Annotated in this window: 13 protein-coding genes and 1 pseudogene; 7 read left to right on the top strand and 7 right to left on the bottom strand. The window is 75.4% G+C overall.

Going from position 1 to position 14,213, the window contains the following annotated elements:
* Positions 1 to 118: 118 nt before the first annotated feature.
* Together ACFXAM_RS31810 and ACFXAM_RS31805 are read right to left on the bottom strand one after the other, a co-directional pair.
* Complete coding sequence (locus ACFXAM_RS31810) at positions 119 to 835, bottom strand: response regulator transcription factor (RefSeq protein WP_355369198.1); 717 nt, start codon at positions 833 to 835, stop codon at positions 119 to 121.
* Positions 836 to 1,152: 317 nt separating this feature from the next.
* Entirely contained in the window at positions 1,153 to 1,815 is a 663-nt protein-coding gene (locus ACFXAM_RS31805; protein WP_380296497.1) for a DUF3000 domain-containing protein, read from the bottom strand.
* Between the two features lie 259 nt (positions 1,816 to 2,074).
* Here ACFXAM_RS31805 and hemE point away from each other — a divergent pair, with 259 nt between their 5' ends.
* On the top strand, positions 2,075 to 3,088 hold the full coding sequence (gene hemE / locus ACFXAM_RS31800; protein WP_380296500.1) for a uroporphyrinogen decarboxylase: 1,014 nt from the start codon (positions 2,075 to 2,077) through the stop codon (positions 3,086 to 3,088).
* A 71-nt stretch (positions 3,089 to 3,159) separates the two neighbouring features.
* On the opposite strand, the gene ACFXAM_RS31795 is transcribed toward hemE, so the two are convergent.
* Together ACFXAM_RS31795 and ACFXAM_RS31790 are read right to left on the bottom strand one after the other, a co-directional pair.
* Complete coding sequence (locus tag ACFXAM_RS31795) at positions 3,160 to 4,263, bottom strand: DUF4349 domain-containing protein (RefSeq protein WP_380296496.1); 1,104 nt, start codon at positions 4,261 to 4,263, stop codon at positions 3,160 to 3,162.
* Positions 4,264 to 4,399: 136 nt separating this feature from the next.
* Positions 4,400 to 4,840 (bottom strand): DUF523 domain-containing protein, encoded by a 441-nt coding sequence (locus ACFXAM_RS31790; protein ID WP_380296494.1) that lies wholly within the window; start codon positions 4,838 to 4,840, stop codon positions 4,400 to 4,402.
* 116 nt (positions 4,841 to 4,956) lie between these two features.
* On the opposite strand from ACFXAM_RS31790, the gene ACFXAM_RS31785 reads away from it, so the two are divergent.
* The 3 genes from ACFXAM_RS31785 to hemQ are packed head-to-tail and all read left to right on the top strand — an operon-like array spanning position 4,957 to position 7,296.
* The gene (locus ACFXAM_RS31785) at positions 4,957 to 5,103 is read left to right on the top strand and encodes a hypothetical protein (RefSeq protein WP_380296492.1); all 147 of its coding nucleotides are present in this window, start codon (positions 4,957 to 4,959) and stop codon (positions 5,101 to 5,103) included.
* A 34-nt stretch (positions 5,104 to 5,137) separates the two neighbouring features.
* Entirely contained in the window at positions 5,138 to 6,574 is a 1,437-nt protein-coding gene (hemG, locus tag ACFXAM_RS31780; RefSeq protein ID WP_380296490.1) for a protoporphyrinogen oxidase, read from the top strand.
* Complete coding sequence (hemQ, locus tag ACFXAM_RS31775; protein WP_380296488.1) at positions 6,571 to 7,296, top strand: hydrogen peroxide-dependent heme synthase; 726 nt, start codon at positions 6,571 to 6,573, stop codon at positions 7,294 to 7,296. Before hemG ends, hemQ begins: the two co-directional genes overlap by 4 nt.
* 73 nt (positions 7,297 to 7,369) lie before the next feature.
* On the opposite strand, the gene ACFXAM_RS31770 is transcribed toward hemQ, so the two are convergent.
* The 3 genes and pseudogenes from ACFXAM_RS31770 to ACFXAM_RS31760 form a co-directional block, all read right to left on the bottom strand.
* Positions 7,370 to 8,146: a TIGR04222 domain-containing membrane protein gene (locus ACFXAM_RS31770; RefSeq protein WP_380296486.1), complete on the bottom strand. Its 777-nt coding sequence runs from the start codon at positions 8,144 to 8,146 to the stop codon at positions 7,370 to 7,372.
* 86 nt (positions 8,147 to 8,232) lie between these two features.
* Entirely contained in the window at positions 8,233 to 9,312 is a 1,080-nt protein-coding gene (locus ACFXAM_RS31765) for a TIGR04222 domain-containing membrane protein (RefSeq protein ID WP_380296484.1), read from the bottom strand.
* 117 nt (positions 9,313 to 9,429) lie between these two features.
* Positions 9,430 to 10,808, bottom strand: a pseudogene (locus tag ACFXAM_RS31760) (DUF692 domain-containing protein).
* Positions 10,809 to 11,076: 268 nt separating this feature from the next.
* Here ACFXAM_RS31760 and ACFXAM_RS31755 point away from each other — a divergent pair.
* From ACFXAM_RS31755 to ACFXAM_RS31745, 3 genes are all read left to right on the top strand, one after another.
* Positions 11,077 to 12,018: a GNAT family N-acetyltransferase gene (locus ACFXAM_RS31755; RefSeq protein ID WP_380296482.1), complete on the top strand. Its 942-nt coding sequence runs from the start codon at positions 11,077 to 11,079 to the stop codon at positions 12,016 to 12,018.
* Positions 12,019 to 12,171: 153 nt separating this feature from the next.
* A complete protein-coding gene (locus tag ACFXAM_RS31750) occupies positions 12,172 to 12,918 on the top strand; it encodes a hypothetical protein (RefSeq protein ID WP_380296481.1) in 747 nt (248 codons plus the stop codon).
* Positions 12,919 to 13,059: 141 nt separating this feature from the next.
* Positions 13,060 to 14,067 (top strand): MBL fold metallo-hydrolase, encoded by a 1,008-nt coding sequence (locus ACFXAM_RS31745; protein ID WP_380296479.1) that lies wholly within the window; start codon positions 13,060 to 13,062, stop codon positions 14,065 to 14,067.
* Positions 14,068 to 14,213: the final 146 nt, after the last annotated feature.

Genomic DNA, 14,213 nt, shown 5'->3' with positions numbered 1-14,213 from the left:
GTTTCCCACCCTCCGCGGCCGCGGGCTCCTCGGCGGCCGGGCCGGGGCCGTCGCGGCCCCCGCCGGGGCCGCCCCGCCCGACGCCCACGCCCCCCCGCCCCCCCCCCCACGGCAGGGGTCAGTGGATGATGCCGGTGCGCAGCGCGACGGCGACCATCCCGGCGCGGTCGCCGGTGCCGAGCTTGCGGGCGATCCGGGCGAGGTGGCTCTTCACGGTGAGCGCCGACAGGCCCATCGCCACGCCGATCGCCTTGTTCGACTGGCCCTCGGCCACCAGTCGCAGCACCTCCACCTCGCGCCCGGACAGCTCGCGGTAGGCGGCCTGCTGGGCACCCGGCGCGCCGTGCGCCCCGGGAGCGCCCGGCGCCCCGTGCGCGCCCGGCATGCCCGGCATCCCGGGCCGGCGCATCCGTCCGGCCAGCCCGGCGGCGCCGAGCGGCAGTCCGGGGCGGCCCGGCATGGCGACATTGGTGCGGGTACCGGTGACCACGTAGCCCTTCACCCCGCCGGCGAGGGCGCTGCGCACCGCGCCGATGTCGTCGGCGGCGGAGAGCGCCAGCCCGTTGGGCCAGCCGGCGGCGCGGGTCTCGGCGAGGATGGTCAGTCCGGAGCCGTCGGGGAGGTGGACGTCGGCGACGCAGATGTCGCGCGGGGTGGAGACCCGGGGACGGGCCTCGGCGATCGAGGACACCTCGATCACGTCCCGGACGCCGAGCGCCCAGAGGTGACGGGTGACGGTGTTTCGGACGCGGGGATCGGCGATGACCACCATGGCGGTGGGCTTGGTCGGGCGGTAGGCGACCACGTTTGCGGGGTGCTCAAGAAGGACCGACACCAGGCCTCCTGCGGGAGTGGCGGACGGAACCCCGAGGGGGCGGTCGGAGTGTTCCGCGTTCGGAAAGGGTCACAGTCTGCTTCGGCAGCATCTGTGCCCGGCTTTAGCGAAAGATCACGATCTAGTGAGTCACAATACGGACAAATCGCGCAGATGACTGATGAGACATGCCTGGAAATCGCACAAAATCGATCAGACTTGACGCAAACCGGTCAGTTCCGAGCGCATTATTGACGGAGAGCCGCACTGAAGTCACACTCTGTCAGCCTTGGGGGTGGCACGGCGCGCACCGGTGACGATCCGGCGGGCGCCACTCCTCAGTGCGAACGGGGGCGTCGCCGCGCGGGCATCGGGACCACTCCACCGAGTGACGTGACGTCCGCCGGGGAGTGCGGGGACGGCGCGGCCGGCGGCAGGCCCGCGCTGATGCAGAGCAGGTCCCCCCAGGCCGCGAGGTGCCGCTCGAAGCGGCCGTCGGCCGGCGTCCAGGACGCCCGGATCTCGATCTCGGTGCTCGACGCCCGGTCCGCCAGCCCGCCGAAGTACTGCGAGGCGCACAGCGTCACCGTGCCGGACGGCTCCGCGTACCCGGCGCCGTGCGCCTGCAGCGCGTCCAGCAGCCAGGCCCAGCCGACCTCGGACAGCATCGGGTCGCCGGCCATCTCCGGCTCCAGCTCGGCCCGGGTCATGGTGACCACCCGGAAATCCCCGTTCCAGGCCTCCTGCCCGTCCGGGTCGTGCAGCAGCACCAGCCGGCCGTCGGCCAGCTCCTCGCCGTCCACCTCGACGGCGGCGGTCAGCGCGAAGGCGTGCGGCGCCAGCCGGCGGGGCGCCGGGGCGGGGGAGAGGACGACCTCGGGACGCAGCCGGGCCTCGGAGAGCGCCTCCACGGCAGCCCGGAACTCGCTCGGCGCCGCCTCCCGACCCGTTCCGCCACCTGCTCCGCCACCCTGTGCGGGGTGCCCTCCGACCGCTGCCATGACCCGAAGACTAGGTCGAAAACGCGGGTAATCGCCGCAACTTCTTCCCGCGCGGCGCGCCGGGGCGGCAATCCGGCCAGATCTTGGAGGAACCGACGAGGCCACCGGGACGGACGGGTCCGGGCCGCGTGCGAAGATTTGGAGCGTGAGCGAGACGACGGCAGACACCACGGCAGCCACCCCGGCAGTCCCCCCGACCGGTGCCACCCCCGGTCAGCAGCCCGACGCGCGCCGCGGCGCCGCGTACGACTCGGCGTTCCTGCGCGCCTGCCGGCACGAGCCGGTACCGCACACCCCGGTGTGGTTCATGCGGCAGGCCGGCCGCTCGCTGCCCGAGTACCTGAAGGTCCGCGAGGGCATCCCCATGCTGGAGTCCTGCATGCGGCCCGAGCTGGTCAAGGAGATCACCCTCCAGCCGGTGCGCCGGCACAAGGTGGACGCGGCGATCTTCTTCAGCGACATCGTGGTGCCGCTCAAGGCGATCGGCATCGACGTCGACATCAAGCCCGGCATCGGCCCGGTCATCGCCGACCCGATCCGCACCGCCGAGGACCTCAAGCGGCTGCGCCCGCTGGAGCCGGACGACGTCCCCTACATCACCGAGGCCGTCGGCCTGCTCGTCGACGAGCTCGGCAGCACCCCGCTGATCGGCTTCGCCGGTGCCCCCTACACGCTGGCGAGCTACCTGGTCGAGGGCGGCCCGTCCAAGAACCACGAGAACACCAAGGCCATGATGTACGGCGCCCCCGAGCTGTGGGCCGCCCTGGTCGACCGGCTCGCCGACATCACCTCCGCCTTCCTGAAGGTGCAGATCGAGGCCGGCGCCTCCGCGGTCCAGCTGTTCGACTCCTGGGTCGGCTCGCTGGCCCCGGACGACTACCGCCGCTCGGTCATGCCGGCCAGCACCAAGGTGTTCGACGCGGTGGCCGACTACGGCGTGCCGCGGATCCACTTCGGTGTCGGCACCGGTGAGCTGCTCGGCCTGATGGGCCAGGCCGGCGCGGACGTGGTCGGCGTCGACTGGCGGGTGCCGCTGAACGTCGCCGCCGAGCGGGTCGGCCCCGGCAAGGGCCTTCAGGGCAACCTCGACCCGGCGGTGCTGTTCGCACCGACCCACGCCGTCGAGACCAAGGCCCGCGAGGTGCTGCACGCCGCCCAGGCGCTCGGCACCAGCGGCCACATCTTCAACCTCGGCCACGGCGTGCTGCCCAGCATGGACCCGGACGCGCTCTCCCGCCTGGTCGCCTTCGTGCACGAGACCAGCGCCCGCTGATCCGCCGCGACGGCGGCGGGCCCGTCCGGGGAACCGGAGGGGCCCGCCGCCGCCGTCGTCCCTCCCGGCGGTCAGGGCGTGGGCTGCTCCTCGTCCGGCCCGTCCTGCTCGTCCCACCCGTCCGGCCCGTCCGGCCCGTCCGGCCCGTCCGGCCCGTCCGGCTCGCCCGTCGCCGGGACGGCCGGCTTCCCGGCGGACCGCGCCGCCCGCGACCACCGCCGGCGCACCGCCCACGCGAGCGCCGCCAGCGCCGCCACCACCAGCAGGAACGGCAGCACCGCGGCCACCGCCACGACGAGCCCGCGCGTGATCAGGAACAGCACGTGCCAGCCGCCGCCCAGCGCCGAGCCGACCGACGCCCAGAAGCCGTCGTCGTCCTCCTCCGGGGCCGGGGCCGGGGCGTCGGGCGGGGTGTCCTCCTTCTTCCGCACGTCCAGGGTGACGGTGGACAGCGAGGTCCGCGCCGACAGCTCCTTCACCTGCTTCTGCAGCGACTCCAGGTCCGCCTCCCGGCGGCTCAGCTCGCTCTCCAGGCTGACGATCTCGGCCAGCGTCTTCGCCTGCGCCATCAGCGCCCGCACCCGGTCCACGCTCGCCTGCTGGCTCTGCATCCGGCTGTTGACGTCCGCGACCTGCTGGGTGAGGTCGTCCGTCTGGCTGCGCCGGGAGATCACCTCACCGAGCCCGGCCAGCTGGTCCAGCGTCTGCTGGAACGCCGCCGACGGCACCTTCACCGTGATCTGCCCGCCCTGCCCGGTACCGGAGGACTTGGCCACGCCCGGTCCGTCGCCCGGTCCGCCGCTCACCGTCTCGCTCGCCACGTAGCCGCCCGCGGCGGTCGCCAGCGCGCGGGCCCGCGCCAGCGCCGCGTCCACCTCCGCCGTCCGCACCGTCAGCTGCGCCGAGTACGCGATCTGCCGGGCGTCCACCGTGGGGGCCGTCGCGGGCCCGGGCGCCGCCGGGGCGGCCGTCTGGGGTGCGCCCAGCGCGGCCGTCTGGGGTGCGCCCGGCGCGGCGTCCCCCTTGACCGCCTCCCCGCCGGCGGCCTGGGCCGGGGCGGCCGCCGACATGTCCTTGGCACTGCCGCGGTCACTGTCGGCGCTGCACCCCGCGACCAGTGCCGCCGTCACGGCCACCGCCGCCAGCGCCCCTGCTCTTCGCCGTGCTCGTCCCACCGTCCGGCCCTCCCCTTGTCGACTGTCCGGCGCTCCCGTTCGGGAGGCTCAGACCATTCGACGGGAAGCGGCCCGGATCGGATCCGCCCGGGACGTCGCGGCTTGATCACGGCTCGGCTGCGGACCGGACAAGGCGTCAGAGGGTGTCGACCACGATCCCCGCGCGCCGCAGCAGCGCCGCCGTCACGCCGTCGCCGGGCCGCAGCGTGCCGTCGAAGGTCCCGTCGTACACCTGCCCGCAGCCGCACGACGGACTGCGGGCCGTCAACAGCGCCCGCCGCGCCCCCGACGCCTCGGCCGCGGCCAGCGCCGCCCGGGCCCCGGCCGTGAACTCCTCCGTGCAGTCCGTTCCGGTCGCGTCCACCACCCGGGCCCGGCCGTCCAGCACGTCCGCCCCGTCCCCGCCGACGATCTCCGCCGCCGGCCGGGGCGTCGGCAGCCCGCCCGCCCCCTCCGGACACACCACGACCGCCCGCCCCTCGGCCACCAGGTCCTCGACCGCCCGCGCCGTCCTCGCCCGCCCGTCGTACCGGCACGGCACCCCGGCCAGACACGCACTCACCAGCACCTTCTCCATGGGGGCGAGCCTAGCGAGCCCCGCACCCGTGCCGGCGTCGCTCCCGTGGCCGATGACCTCGATCGGCTGCCGCGGGCGCCGCGGCCCCCGGCCTGCTCGACGCAGCGTCGGTCTTCATGACGTCCCCGCAGCGCTCCGACGTGCCGGCCTGCGCCCCGGCCGGGATCTTCCGGGACCGACTGGAGCGGCCGGTGCCGTTCCCGCCCGGCCCCGGCCTCGGCGCCGTCGCCCCCGCCCCCGGGGCGAAGCGTGCAGCGGATTGAGGCAAAGGTGTAAAGACCTGCGAGACTGCGAGGCATGGCGCAATCACATGTCGTGGTGATCGGGGGCGGTATCGCGGGGCTGACCGCTGCCGCCGTGCTCGGCGGGGGTGCGGGGGAGCCGGCCCGGGCGCGGGTGACGCTGCTGGAGGCGTCGGAGCGGCTCGGCGGGAAGCTGTGGGGCGGGGAGGTCGGCGGGGTCCGGGTGGACCTCGGGGCCGAGTCGATGCTGGCCCGGCGCCCGGAGGCGGTCGAGCTGGCGCGGGCCGTCGGGCTCGCGGACCGACTGGAGCCGCCGACCACCGCCAAGGCCGCGATCTGGACCCGCGGCGGGCTGCGTCCGCTGCCCCGCGGGCAGGTCATGGGCGTCCCCGGGGACCTCGCCGCGCTGGCGGACTCCGGGGTGCTGAGCCCCGAGGGGCTGGAGCGGGCCCGGCACGAGGTGGCCGGGGACGCGGTCGGGGACGACGTCGCGATCGGCCGCTTCGTCGCCGAGCGGCTCGGCCGCGAGGTGGTGGACCGCCTGGTGGAACCGCTGCTCGGCGGCGTCTACGCCGGGCACGCCGACGAGATCTCGCTGCGCGCCGCGGTGCCCGCGCTGCTGGAGGTGGCCCGGGGCGGCGGCTCGCTGATCGACGGGGTGCACGAGCTGGCCAACCGGCCGAGGACCGTCGGCACCCCGGTCTTCCAGGGCCTGCGCGGCGGCCTCGGCACCCTGCCCACGGCGGTCGCCGAGGCCTGCGCCGGGGCGGGCGTCGAACTGCGCACCCGCACCGAGGTGAGCGAGCTGCGCCGCACCGCCGACGGCTGGCGGGTGACCACCGGCGACGGCGGGACGCTGCACGCGGCCGCCGTGGTGCTCGCCGTGCCCGCGCCCGTCGCCGCCCGGCTGCTGCGCGCCGACGTGCCGGCCGCGGCCGCCGAGCTGGACGGCGTCCAGTACGCCGGGATGGCGCTGGTCACCCTGGCCTTCCGCCGCACCGACCTGCCCGAGCCCCCGGCCGGCAGCGGCTTCCTCGTCCCGCCGGTGGACGGCCGCCGGATCAAGGCCTCGACGTTCTCCTCCAACAAGTGGGGCTGGCTGGAGCGTTCGGCCCCGGACAGCTTCGTGCTGCGCACCTCGCTGGGGCGGCTGCACGAGGACGAGCCGCTGGAGCTGGCGGACGAGGAACTCGTCGCCCGGTCGCTGGCCGACCTCGGCGAGGCGATCGGACTGACCGCCCGCCCCTACGACACCGCCGTCACCCGCTGGCGGGCCGGGCTGCCGCAGTACCCGGTCGGCCACCTGGACCGGGTCGCCCGGATCCGGGCGGCCGCGGACCGGGCCGGCGCACTGGCGCTGTGCGGGGCGGCGTACGACGGCGTGGGCATCCCGGCGTGCATCGCGAGCGCCCGGGCGGCCGTCGCCGGGCTCGACAGAGTGCTGACCCCGCTGACCGGGGCGAACGTCACGGAGAGGACAATGGGCGCATGACTGAGACCGTTGAGCAGCAGGCCGCCGAGCAGCCCGCGAAGAAGAAGGCGCGGGACCTGAACCAGGTCATCCGCTACACCATGTGGTCGGTGTTCAAGCTCAAGGGCGCGCTGCCCGAGGACCGCACCGGTCTGGCCGCGGAGGTCGACGAGCTGTTCGCCCAGCTCGCCGCCAAGGACGTCACGGTGCGCGGCACCTACGACGTGTCCGGCCTGCGCGCCGACGCCGACATCATGGTCTGGTGGCACGCCGAGGACTCCGACGACCTCCAGGAGGCGTACAACCGCTTCCGCCGCACCGGCCTGGGCCGGCTGCTGGAGCCGGTCTGGTCGAACATGGCGCTGCACCGCCCGGCGGAGTTCAACAAGTCGCACATCCCGGCGTTCCTCGCCGACGAGCGCCCGCGCGACTACGTCTGCGTCTACCCGTTCGTCCGCTCCTACGAGTGGTACCTGCTGCCGGACGCCGAGCGGCGCGCGATGCTCGCCGAGCACGGCCAGATGGCGCGCGGCTACCCGGACGTGCGGGCCAACACGGTCGCCTCGTTCGCGCTGGGCGACTACGAGTGGCTGCTCGCCTTCGAGGCGGACGAGCTGCACCGGATCGTGGACCTGATGCGCGACCTGCGCCCGTCCCGCGCCCGGCTGCACGTCCGCGAGGAGGTGCCGTTCTTCACCGGCCGCCGCAAGCCCGTCGCCGAGCTGCTCAACGGCCTGGTCTGAGCGCACGACGCACCCGCGCAGGGGTCCCGTCCACACCGGACGGGGCCCCTCCCCGGTTCGGCGCCTCCCCGGTTCAGTGGCGGCGCAGGGCCGCGCGCAGCCGGGCGTCCGGGAGGGCGGCGGGGCCGTTCATGGCGACGGCGGTGAGCAGCTCGCGCTCCTCGTCGTCGGTCAGCCCGTGCTGGCGCGGCGGGCGGACCTCGCGCAGCACCTCCTGGCCGACCGGCGAGGCCCAGCGGGTGTAGGGGTAGACGTCGATCCGGGCCATCAGCAGGGTGCCCGAGGTGAGCACCAGCGGCAGCGAGAACCAGGCCAGCGGGGTCAGCACGTCACCGTCCAGCAGGCCGCCGACGACCAGCGCGACGACCAGCAGCACCAGCGAGAGCAGCAGCGCCTGCCGGACCTGGCGGACCACCAGCACGGTGTGCCGCTGGACGGCCGCCGGGGTGGCCAGCCCGGCCAGCGAGAGCCGGCTGCCGATCTCCAGCACGGTGGGGTGGGCGGCCATCGCCGCCCGCAGGTCGTCGGTGCGGCACTGGCCCTCCGGGCCGACGGTGGCGATCACCGCGCGCTCCAGCCGGCTGCGCCCGCGCGGGTCGACGACGGTGGTCCAGCCGGTGTGGGCGAGGTGCAGCCGCCCCCGCGAGGCCATCAGGACGAGGGCGAGTTCGACGACCCGGTCCGGTCCGCCGGCCAGGTAGGCCGTCTCGTACAGCCCGATGCCGACCGCCTCGGCCGGCCGGTGGCCTTCCTGGCCGGTGAACGCGTCGGCGGCGGCGGTCATCCGGACCAGCCGGATGCAGGAGAGCACCGCGGCGACGCAGGCCGGGAGCAGGAAGAGCAACCACATGGGGTTGTTGTAGTCCCGGCCGCGCCGCACGCGGAACGTCTTCCCGGAGCGCGATACCGAACTGTGACGTCCGGTGGGCCCGTTGCTCAGGAGCCGCAGCCTCCGCCGCAGCTGGAGCCGCAGCTGGAGGACGAGGACGACCCGCAGCCGGAGGACCCCGAGGAGCAGCTGGACCCGGAGCCCGAGGAGCTGCCGCCGCAGCCGGTGCTGCCGCCGCAGCCGGAGCCGGAGGACCCCGAGGAACCGGAGGAGTCCGAGGAGTCCGAGGAGCCGCACCAGACCGTCGGACCGGAGCTGCAGGAACCGCCGGAGGAACCGCCCGTCTGGCCGGCGCCGGAGGAGGACGCGGAGTAGCCGGTCACCCGGCCGGTCTGGTCGGCGACCGCCGAGGCGAGCAGCGCCTGCTGCAGCTCCTCGTCGGCGAACTCGGCGGCGCCGACGGCGGCCAGGCCGCCGAGCGCGATCGCGCCGAGCAGGGCGGCGTCGGCGTTCCGGGCGCCGTTGCGGGGCGTCCACGGCCTGCCGTCGTCCACCAGCCCGAGCTGACGGCGTCCGGCCGGGGTGATCCGGCCCTTGGGGGGCCGGGTGGCGAGCAGGGAGGCCAGCCCGACGCCGAGCAGCACCAGCGGGATCCACAGGGCGGGCCGCTCGTGGCCCGGCTCGTCGGAGGCGAGCAGGTGGGCGGCGGCGGTGAAGATCGCCGAGACCAGCAGTGCGAGCCATATCGCCCGGTGCGCGGTGCGCGCCCGGCGCAGCTTGACGGGGTTGCGCAGCAGGCCCCGGCCGGCCAGTTCGTCGCCGATCGCCTGGACGGCCGGCGAGCGCATCACGGCGGTGCGCAGCGAGCCGAGGTCGCGGTTGCGGGTCGGGCCGATCGCGTCGACGATCTCGCGCTCCACCTTGTCGAGCGGCTTGTCGGTGGTGAGGGTGACCAGGCGGGCGCGGCTGACCACGACGTGGCCGGCCCGGTGCATCCGGACCAGGGCGGTGTCGAAGACCCGGCCGGGGCCTCCGGAGAGGAAGGCGGCGTCGAGCAGCGGGATGCCGCGGCCGGGCAGCCCCTTGGGGTTGGGGACGCGCAGCGCGTCCTGGCGGGTGCGGGACGCGTGGATGACGGCGCCGGCCAGCAGGGCGCCGGGGATCAGGTAGTAGGTGTCGTGCCACATGGGCGGTTCCCCCGGTGGTGAGAGGCGGTTCCGGCGCGTGCGGCGCCGCGGTTCGGGCGGTTCTGGGGTGGGCGGGTGTGCGGGTGGCGGACCGGCCCGCGGGTGCGGGGCGGGGCCTCAGGCCCCGCGGGCGGGCCGCAGGGCGCGCCCGAGCCGGGCGAGCGGGCCCGGCGGCCGTTCCGGGGCCGGATCGAGCCACCGTGCCAGCGACCGGCGGGCGGCGGCGTCCAGGCCCTCGCCGTCGGCGAGCGCCCAGGCGGCGAAGGCCCGGGCGTCGGCGTGGTAGCCGCCGGTCTGCGGGTGGCTGCGGGCGTAGGCGAGGAACAGCGGGCCGTACCGGGTGCCGAGCAGACGGGGCAGGTCCGGGGCGACCTTGGCGGCGGTGTCGCGCCGCTTGGCGGCCAGGCCGGCGGCCTGCGCGCGCACCTGCGCGGGGTCGAAGCCGGGCGGCACCGGGCCGCCGGCCACCAGGGCGGTGAGCAGCGCGGTCTGCCGGGCGGCGAGCCGGGCGCGGGCGGCGTCGGTGTCCCGGTCCGGGGCGGTGACGGTGGCGTCGGTCATCGCGCACCGCCGTCGGGTGCCCGGCCGCCGTCCAGCACCCGCCGGATGGCGTCGAGTTCGGCGGACAGTTCGGCGGGCGGCGGGAACGCGGCGTCGCGCTCCAGCAGCACGCCGGGCGGGGCGACCCGGGAGCACAGCTCGGCCAGCACCTCCAGCACGGGTTCGGTGACCGGGTGGGCGTGGGTGTCGTGCCAGACGCCGTCGACCATGGTGCCGCCCGCGACGTGCACGTAGGCGAGCGCCTCCAGCGGCAGGCGGTCCAGTTCGGCGGCCGGGTCGAGGCCGAGGTTGACCCGGTTGGTGTGCAGGTTGGCGACGTCGATCAGCAGCCGCACACCGGTCCGTTCGACCAGTTCGGCGAGGAACTGCCCCTCGGTCAGCTCGTCGTCCGGCCAGGCCAGCTGGGCGGCGACGTTCTCCAGGGCGAGCGGCACCGGCAGCTGGTCCTGGGCGATCCGGACGTTCTCGGCGATCACCCGCAGGGCGTCGCGCGAGCGCGGCACCGGCAGCAGGTGGCCGGCCTCCAGGCCGCCGGCCCGGACGAACGCCAGGTGCTCGGTGACCAGCGGGGAGCCGAGCGCGGCGGCGGTCCCGGCGAGCCGGGCGAGGCGCGCCGGATCGGGCCGGTCGGCGCCGCCGAGGCCGAGGGCGACGCCGTGCGGGACCACGGTGAGGCCGCGGTCGAGCAGGATCCGCAGGGATTCCGGGAGGTGGCCGGCGCAGACGTTCTCGGCGACCACCTCGACCCAGTCCAGGCCGGGCTGCCGTTCGACCACGGTGTCGATCTCGCTGCGCCAGCCGAGACCGATGCCGAGCCGGTGCGCGGCCCCGGTGCCGGGGGCGGTGCCCGTCGTCGGTGCGGGCGCGTGCGGTGCAGGTGCGTGCGGTGCGGGTGCGGGTGCGTGCGGTGCGTCGTGCAGGGCGGGGGAAGTCATCGGTGCGCCCCCTTCGGAGGGCCGGGTGGGAAGGCCGTCGGTCGGCCGGGCCTCGTCGCCGGGGCCGCCGGGCTGTGCTGGTGAGCATCTCCCCGGGCGCCGCGGCTGCCAAGCCTGGACCGGTCATCTCAGAGCATTACTTGAGCTTGGCGTCGCGTCAATGAGCGATCCGCACCGGGCGCCTGCGGCATCACCGCAGGTGGGGCCCCGGCCCGGCGGGAAAAACCGGGGGCGGGCGGGCCGTCCGTCGGGCTACTGTGACGCCCCTATGACCTCTTTGACGATTCGTGACTTCCGCCCCGAGGACGCCGACGCCGTCGCGGCGGCCCACCGCGCCGGGCGCGAGCACCTGGTGCAGACACCGGAGATGTTCGCCTGGCGCGCGGCCCGGCAGGCGAAGGGCGCCCACTACCGCGTCCTCGTCGCCGAGCTGGACGGCCGGGTGGTCGGCGCGGTGCGCTGCGGGGTGGTCGTCGGCACCAGCGCCGTCGGCATCGGCCACGCCAACGGCAGCGTGCTGCCCGGCCACCGGCGGCGCGGGGCGTTCACCGCCCTGCTGGCCGCCGCCGAACGGCACCTGGCCGGGCACGGCGTCACCGAACTGCACAGCTGGGTGGACGACGAACCCGGCTCGCTCGCCTTCGCCGCCGCCCGCGGCTTCACCCCCGGGCGGACCGCCCACTTCGCGGGCCGCGACCTCACCGTGCCGCTGCCCGTGGCCCCGCCGCTGCCGGCCGGCGTCGAGCTGCGTCCGGCGAGCGGCTTCGCGGCCGACCCGTACCCGCTCTTCGAGATCGACGCGGACGCGGCCCGGGACGAGCCGGGCGAGGTCGTGATGGACGCCGCCGAGTACGACGAGTGGCTGGCGGCGGAGTGGAACCGTCCGGACCTCGACCGCGAGCTGACCGTGGTCGCGGTGGTGGACGGTGTGCCGGCCGCGTTCAGCTCCGCCACCACGGACGGCGCGGACCGCTACTGGTCGGCGTTCACCGCCTGCCGCCGGGAGTACCGCGGGCGGGGGCTGGCCAAGCTCGCCAAGCTGGAGTCGCTGCGCCGCGCCCGCGCCGCCGGGCTGCGCCACGCCTACACCTCCAACGACGCCGGGAACGCGCCGATGCTCGCGATCAACGCCTGGCTGGGGTACGAGCGCTGCGCGAGCGAGCGGAAGTTCATCAAGCGCCTGGACGGCCGGGCCCGTCCGCCGCAGTGACGGAGCGCGGGAGTCACTCCGCCGGACGGGTGAACCGGGAGCGTTGACGGGCGTGCGCGCCGGAAGGGATGCGGGGACGGGAGTTCCCGTCGTCCCACGGGGCATCACCTTCGCGCAGACTGTTCGTGCCCGAGTCTTCGCACGGGGGACGCCGTGGAGATCCTGCTCCAGATCCTGATCGGGTTCGTCCCGGCCGTGATCGGCTTTCTCGCCGCCCGCTCGCTCGCCCGCACCCGCCTCTTCCTGCGCTACGGCTTCCTGCGGGTGCTGCTCGGGCCGTACGGCCGGGTGCAGATCGTCACCCCGAGCATCGAGGTGGCCGAGTTCGCCTACGCCAAGGACGGCTGCCGGCTCACCAGCCGGGGGCCGCGCAACGTGCTCTTCATGCCGATGGCCGAGGCGCGGGCCATCGCCCAGCTCACCGACCTGCTGCGGAAGATCAACCGCAAGGCGACCATAGAACTGGTCACCGCCGGAGCGCAGGACCCGCGGATGCCGACCTTCTCGATCGGCGGGCCGGGCGTCAACGCCTACTCGGCGGGCGTCCTGGCGGCCGGTTTCCCGGACTTCCGGCTGGAGCACCCGCAGGCGGCCCGGGCCCGCTGGGGCGGCATGGCCTTCGAGGCGCAGTACAACGCGGCCGACGAACTCGTCCGCGACCACGGCTTCGTGTTCGTCACCCGCACCTCCCGGCAGGCGCCCTGCGTGGTGCTCTGCGGGGTGTTCGCGTTCGGCTCGGCGATGGCGGTGGAGGCGCTGGCGGCCGCCGGACGGCAGTCCCCGCTGGCCGCGCTGTTCCGCTCGGGGGAGAAGGGGTTCGTCGCGGTCGAGGGCCGGGTGATCGGCCTGGACACCGTGGACGTGACCGTCGAGGTCTGCCGCATCCTGCCGTCACCCTAGGAGGCCGGCGCGCGAGGGGGCACGATCCGGCCCCCGAGGAGGGGAGCAAACGGGACAGTCCGGGAGACTCCCGGGCAGGAAGTGGCCGGAAGTGCAACGCTTTTGCTCCATGACTGTCACATCATCGGCATAATCGCGCCCATGACGATCCACCGCGCGAACGTGAGCGCGATTGCCGAGGACCTGTACGTCTGGCTCCCGCCGAAGCGGGGATGGGGCCTGGCCAACTGCGGGCTGCTCGCCGGCCCGCGGACGGCCCTGTGGATCGACACGCCCTACGACCCCTCCCTGGCCGCCGAGTTCCTCGCCGAGAGCCGCGCCCGGCTGGCCGACGGCGTCACCGTCGACCGGATCGTCGTCACCCACGCCAACGGCGACCACCTCTGGGGCGCCGGCGTGCTGCCGGACGCCGAGGTGATCGCCACCCGCGAGGCACTGGAGCACATCCACTGGGAGCCGACGCCCCAGCAGACCCACGGCCTGGTCGTCGGCAGCGACCCGGACTCCCCGCTCGGCGGCTACCTCCGCCGACACTTCGGGCAGTTCGACTGGTCGCGGACCGAGCCGGTCCACCCGGACACCGTCTTCCACGGCGAGCTGGAGCTGCGGGTGGGCGCCTACCCGGTGCAGATCACCGGCCTGCCCTCGGCCCACACCGGCGGCGACCTCATCGTCCACCTCCCGCACCAGCGCACGGTCTTCACCGGCGACGTGATCTTCGGCTCGACCGCCGCCCAGCCCGGCGACCACCCCTCGCACTGGGCCGGCCCGCTGGAGAACGTCATCGCCGCCTGCGAGAGCGTCCTGGCCACCGGCGCCGAGATCATCGTGCCCGGCCACGGCCCGGTGCTCGACCGGGCGGGCGTCCGGGAGCACATCGCCTACCTCGGGTACGTCCGCGAGCGCGCCCACGCCCTGCACCGCGCCGGCCTGCCCGCCCTGGACGCGGCCCGCCGGATCATCGCCGAGCAGCGCTACCCCGAACTCGGCCTGCCCGAGCGGCTGGTGCTCACCGTCGCCGCCGAGTACCGGCACCTGGACGGCTCCGAGGTGCCGAACGTCCTGGAGGCGATGGGCCAGGTGGCCCTGGTCGCCCGGGAGCTGGACGAGGACGCCGACCGACGCGGGTCCCGCCCGTCCGCCGGCTGAGCCCACCCGTACCGCCGCTTCTTCCGCACCGCCCCCTGATCCGCTCTTCGTACAAGGAAACTCCGAGGACGTCGATGACGCAGCTGCTGGTCCCGGCCCTGGCGCTGATCGCGCTGGCCGCGCTCGCCGCGGCCGGGTGGCTGGCC

It is taken from the genome of Kitasatospora sp. NPDC059462 (assembly GCF_042749955.1).
In the GTDB taxonomy this organism is placed as follows: domain Bacteria; phylum Actinomycetota; class Actinomycetes; order Streptomycetales; family Streptomycetaceae; genus Kitasatospora.
Note: the sequence above shows the minus strand (reverse complement) of the source record. Positions and strands in the feature narration are given on the sequence as shown.

Bases quoted from the DNA above. Each gene is read 5' to 3' on its own strand.
- hemG (WP_380296490.1), top strand. From the start codon at position 5,138: ATGGCGCAATCACATGTCGTGGTGATCGGGGGCGGTATCGCGGGGCTG.
- ACFXAM_RS31790 (WP_380296494.1), bottom strand. From the start codon at position 4,840: ATGGAGAAGGTGCTGGTGAGTGCGTGTCTGGCCGGGGTGCCGTGCCGG.
- ACFXAM_RS31745 (WP_380296479.1), top strand. From the start codon at position 13,060: ATGACGATCCACCGCGCGAACGTGAGCGCGATTGCCGAGGACCTGTAC.
- ACFXAM_RS31755 (WP_380296482.1), top strand. From the start codon at position 11,077: ATGACCTCTTTGACGATTCGTGACTTCCGCCCCGAGGACGCCGACGCC.
- ACFXAM_RS31805 (WP_380296497.1), bottom strand. From the start codon at position 1,815: ATGGCAGCGGTCGGAGGGCACCCCGCACAGGGTGGCGGAGCAGGTGGC.
- ACFXAM_RS31765 (WP_380296484.1), bottom strand. From the start codon at position 9,312: ATGTGGCACGACACCTACTACCTGATCCCCGGCGCCCTGCTGGCCGGC.
- hemQ (WP_380296488.1), top strand. From the start codon at position 6,571: ATGACTGAGACCGTTGAGCAGCAGGCCGCCGAGCAGCCCGCGAAGAAG.
- ACFXAM_RS31770 (WP_380296486.1), bottom strand. From the start codon at position 8,146: ATGTGGTTGCTCTTCCTGCTCCCGGCCTGCGTCGCCGCGGTGCTCTCC.
- ACFXAM_RS31785 (WP_380296492.1), top strand. From the start codon at position 4,957: ATGACGTCCCCGCAGCGCTCCGACGTGCCGGCCTGCGCCCCGGCCGGG.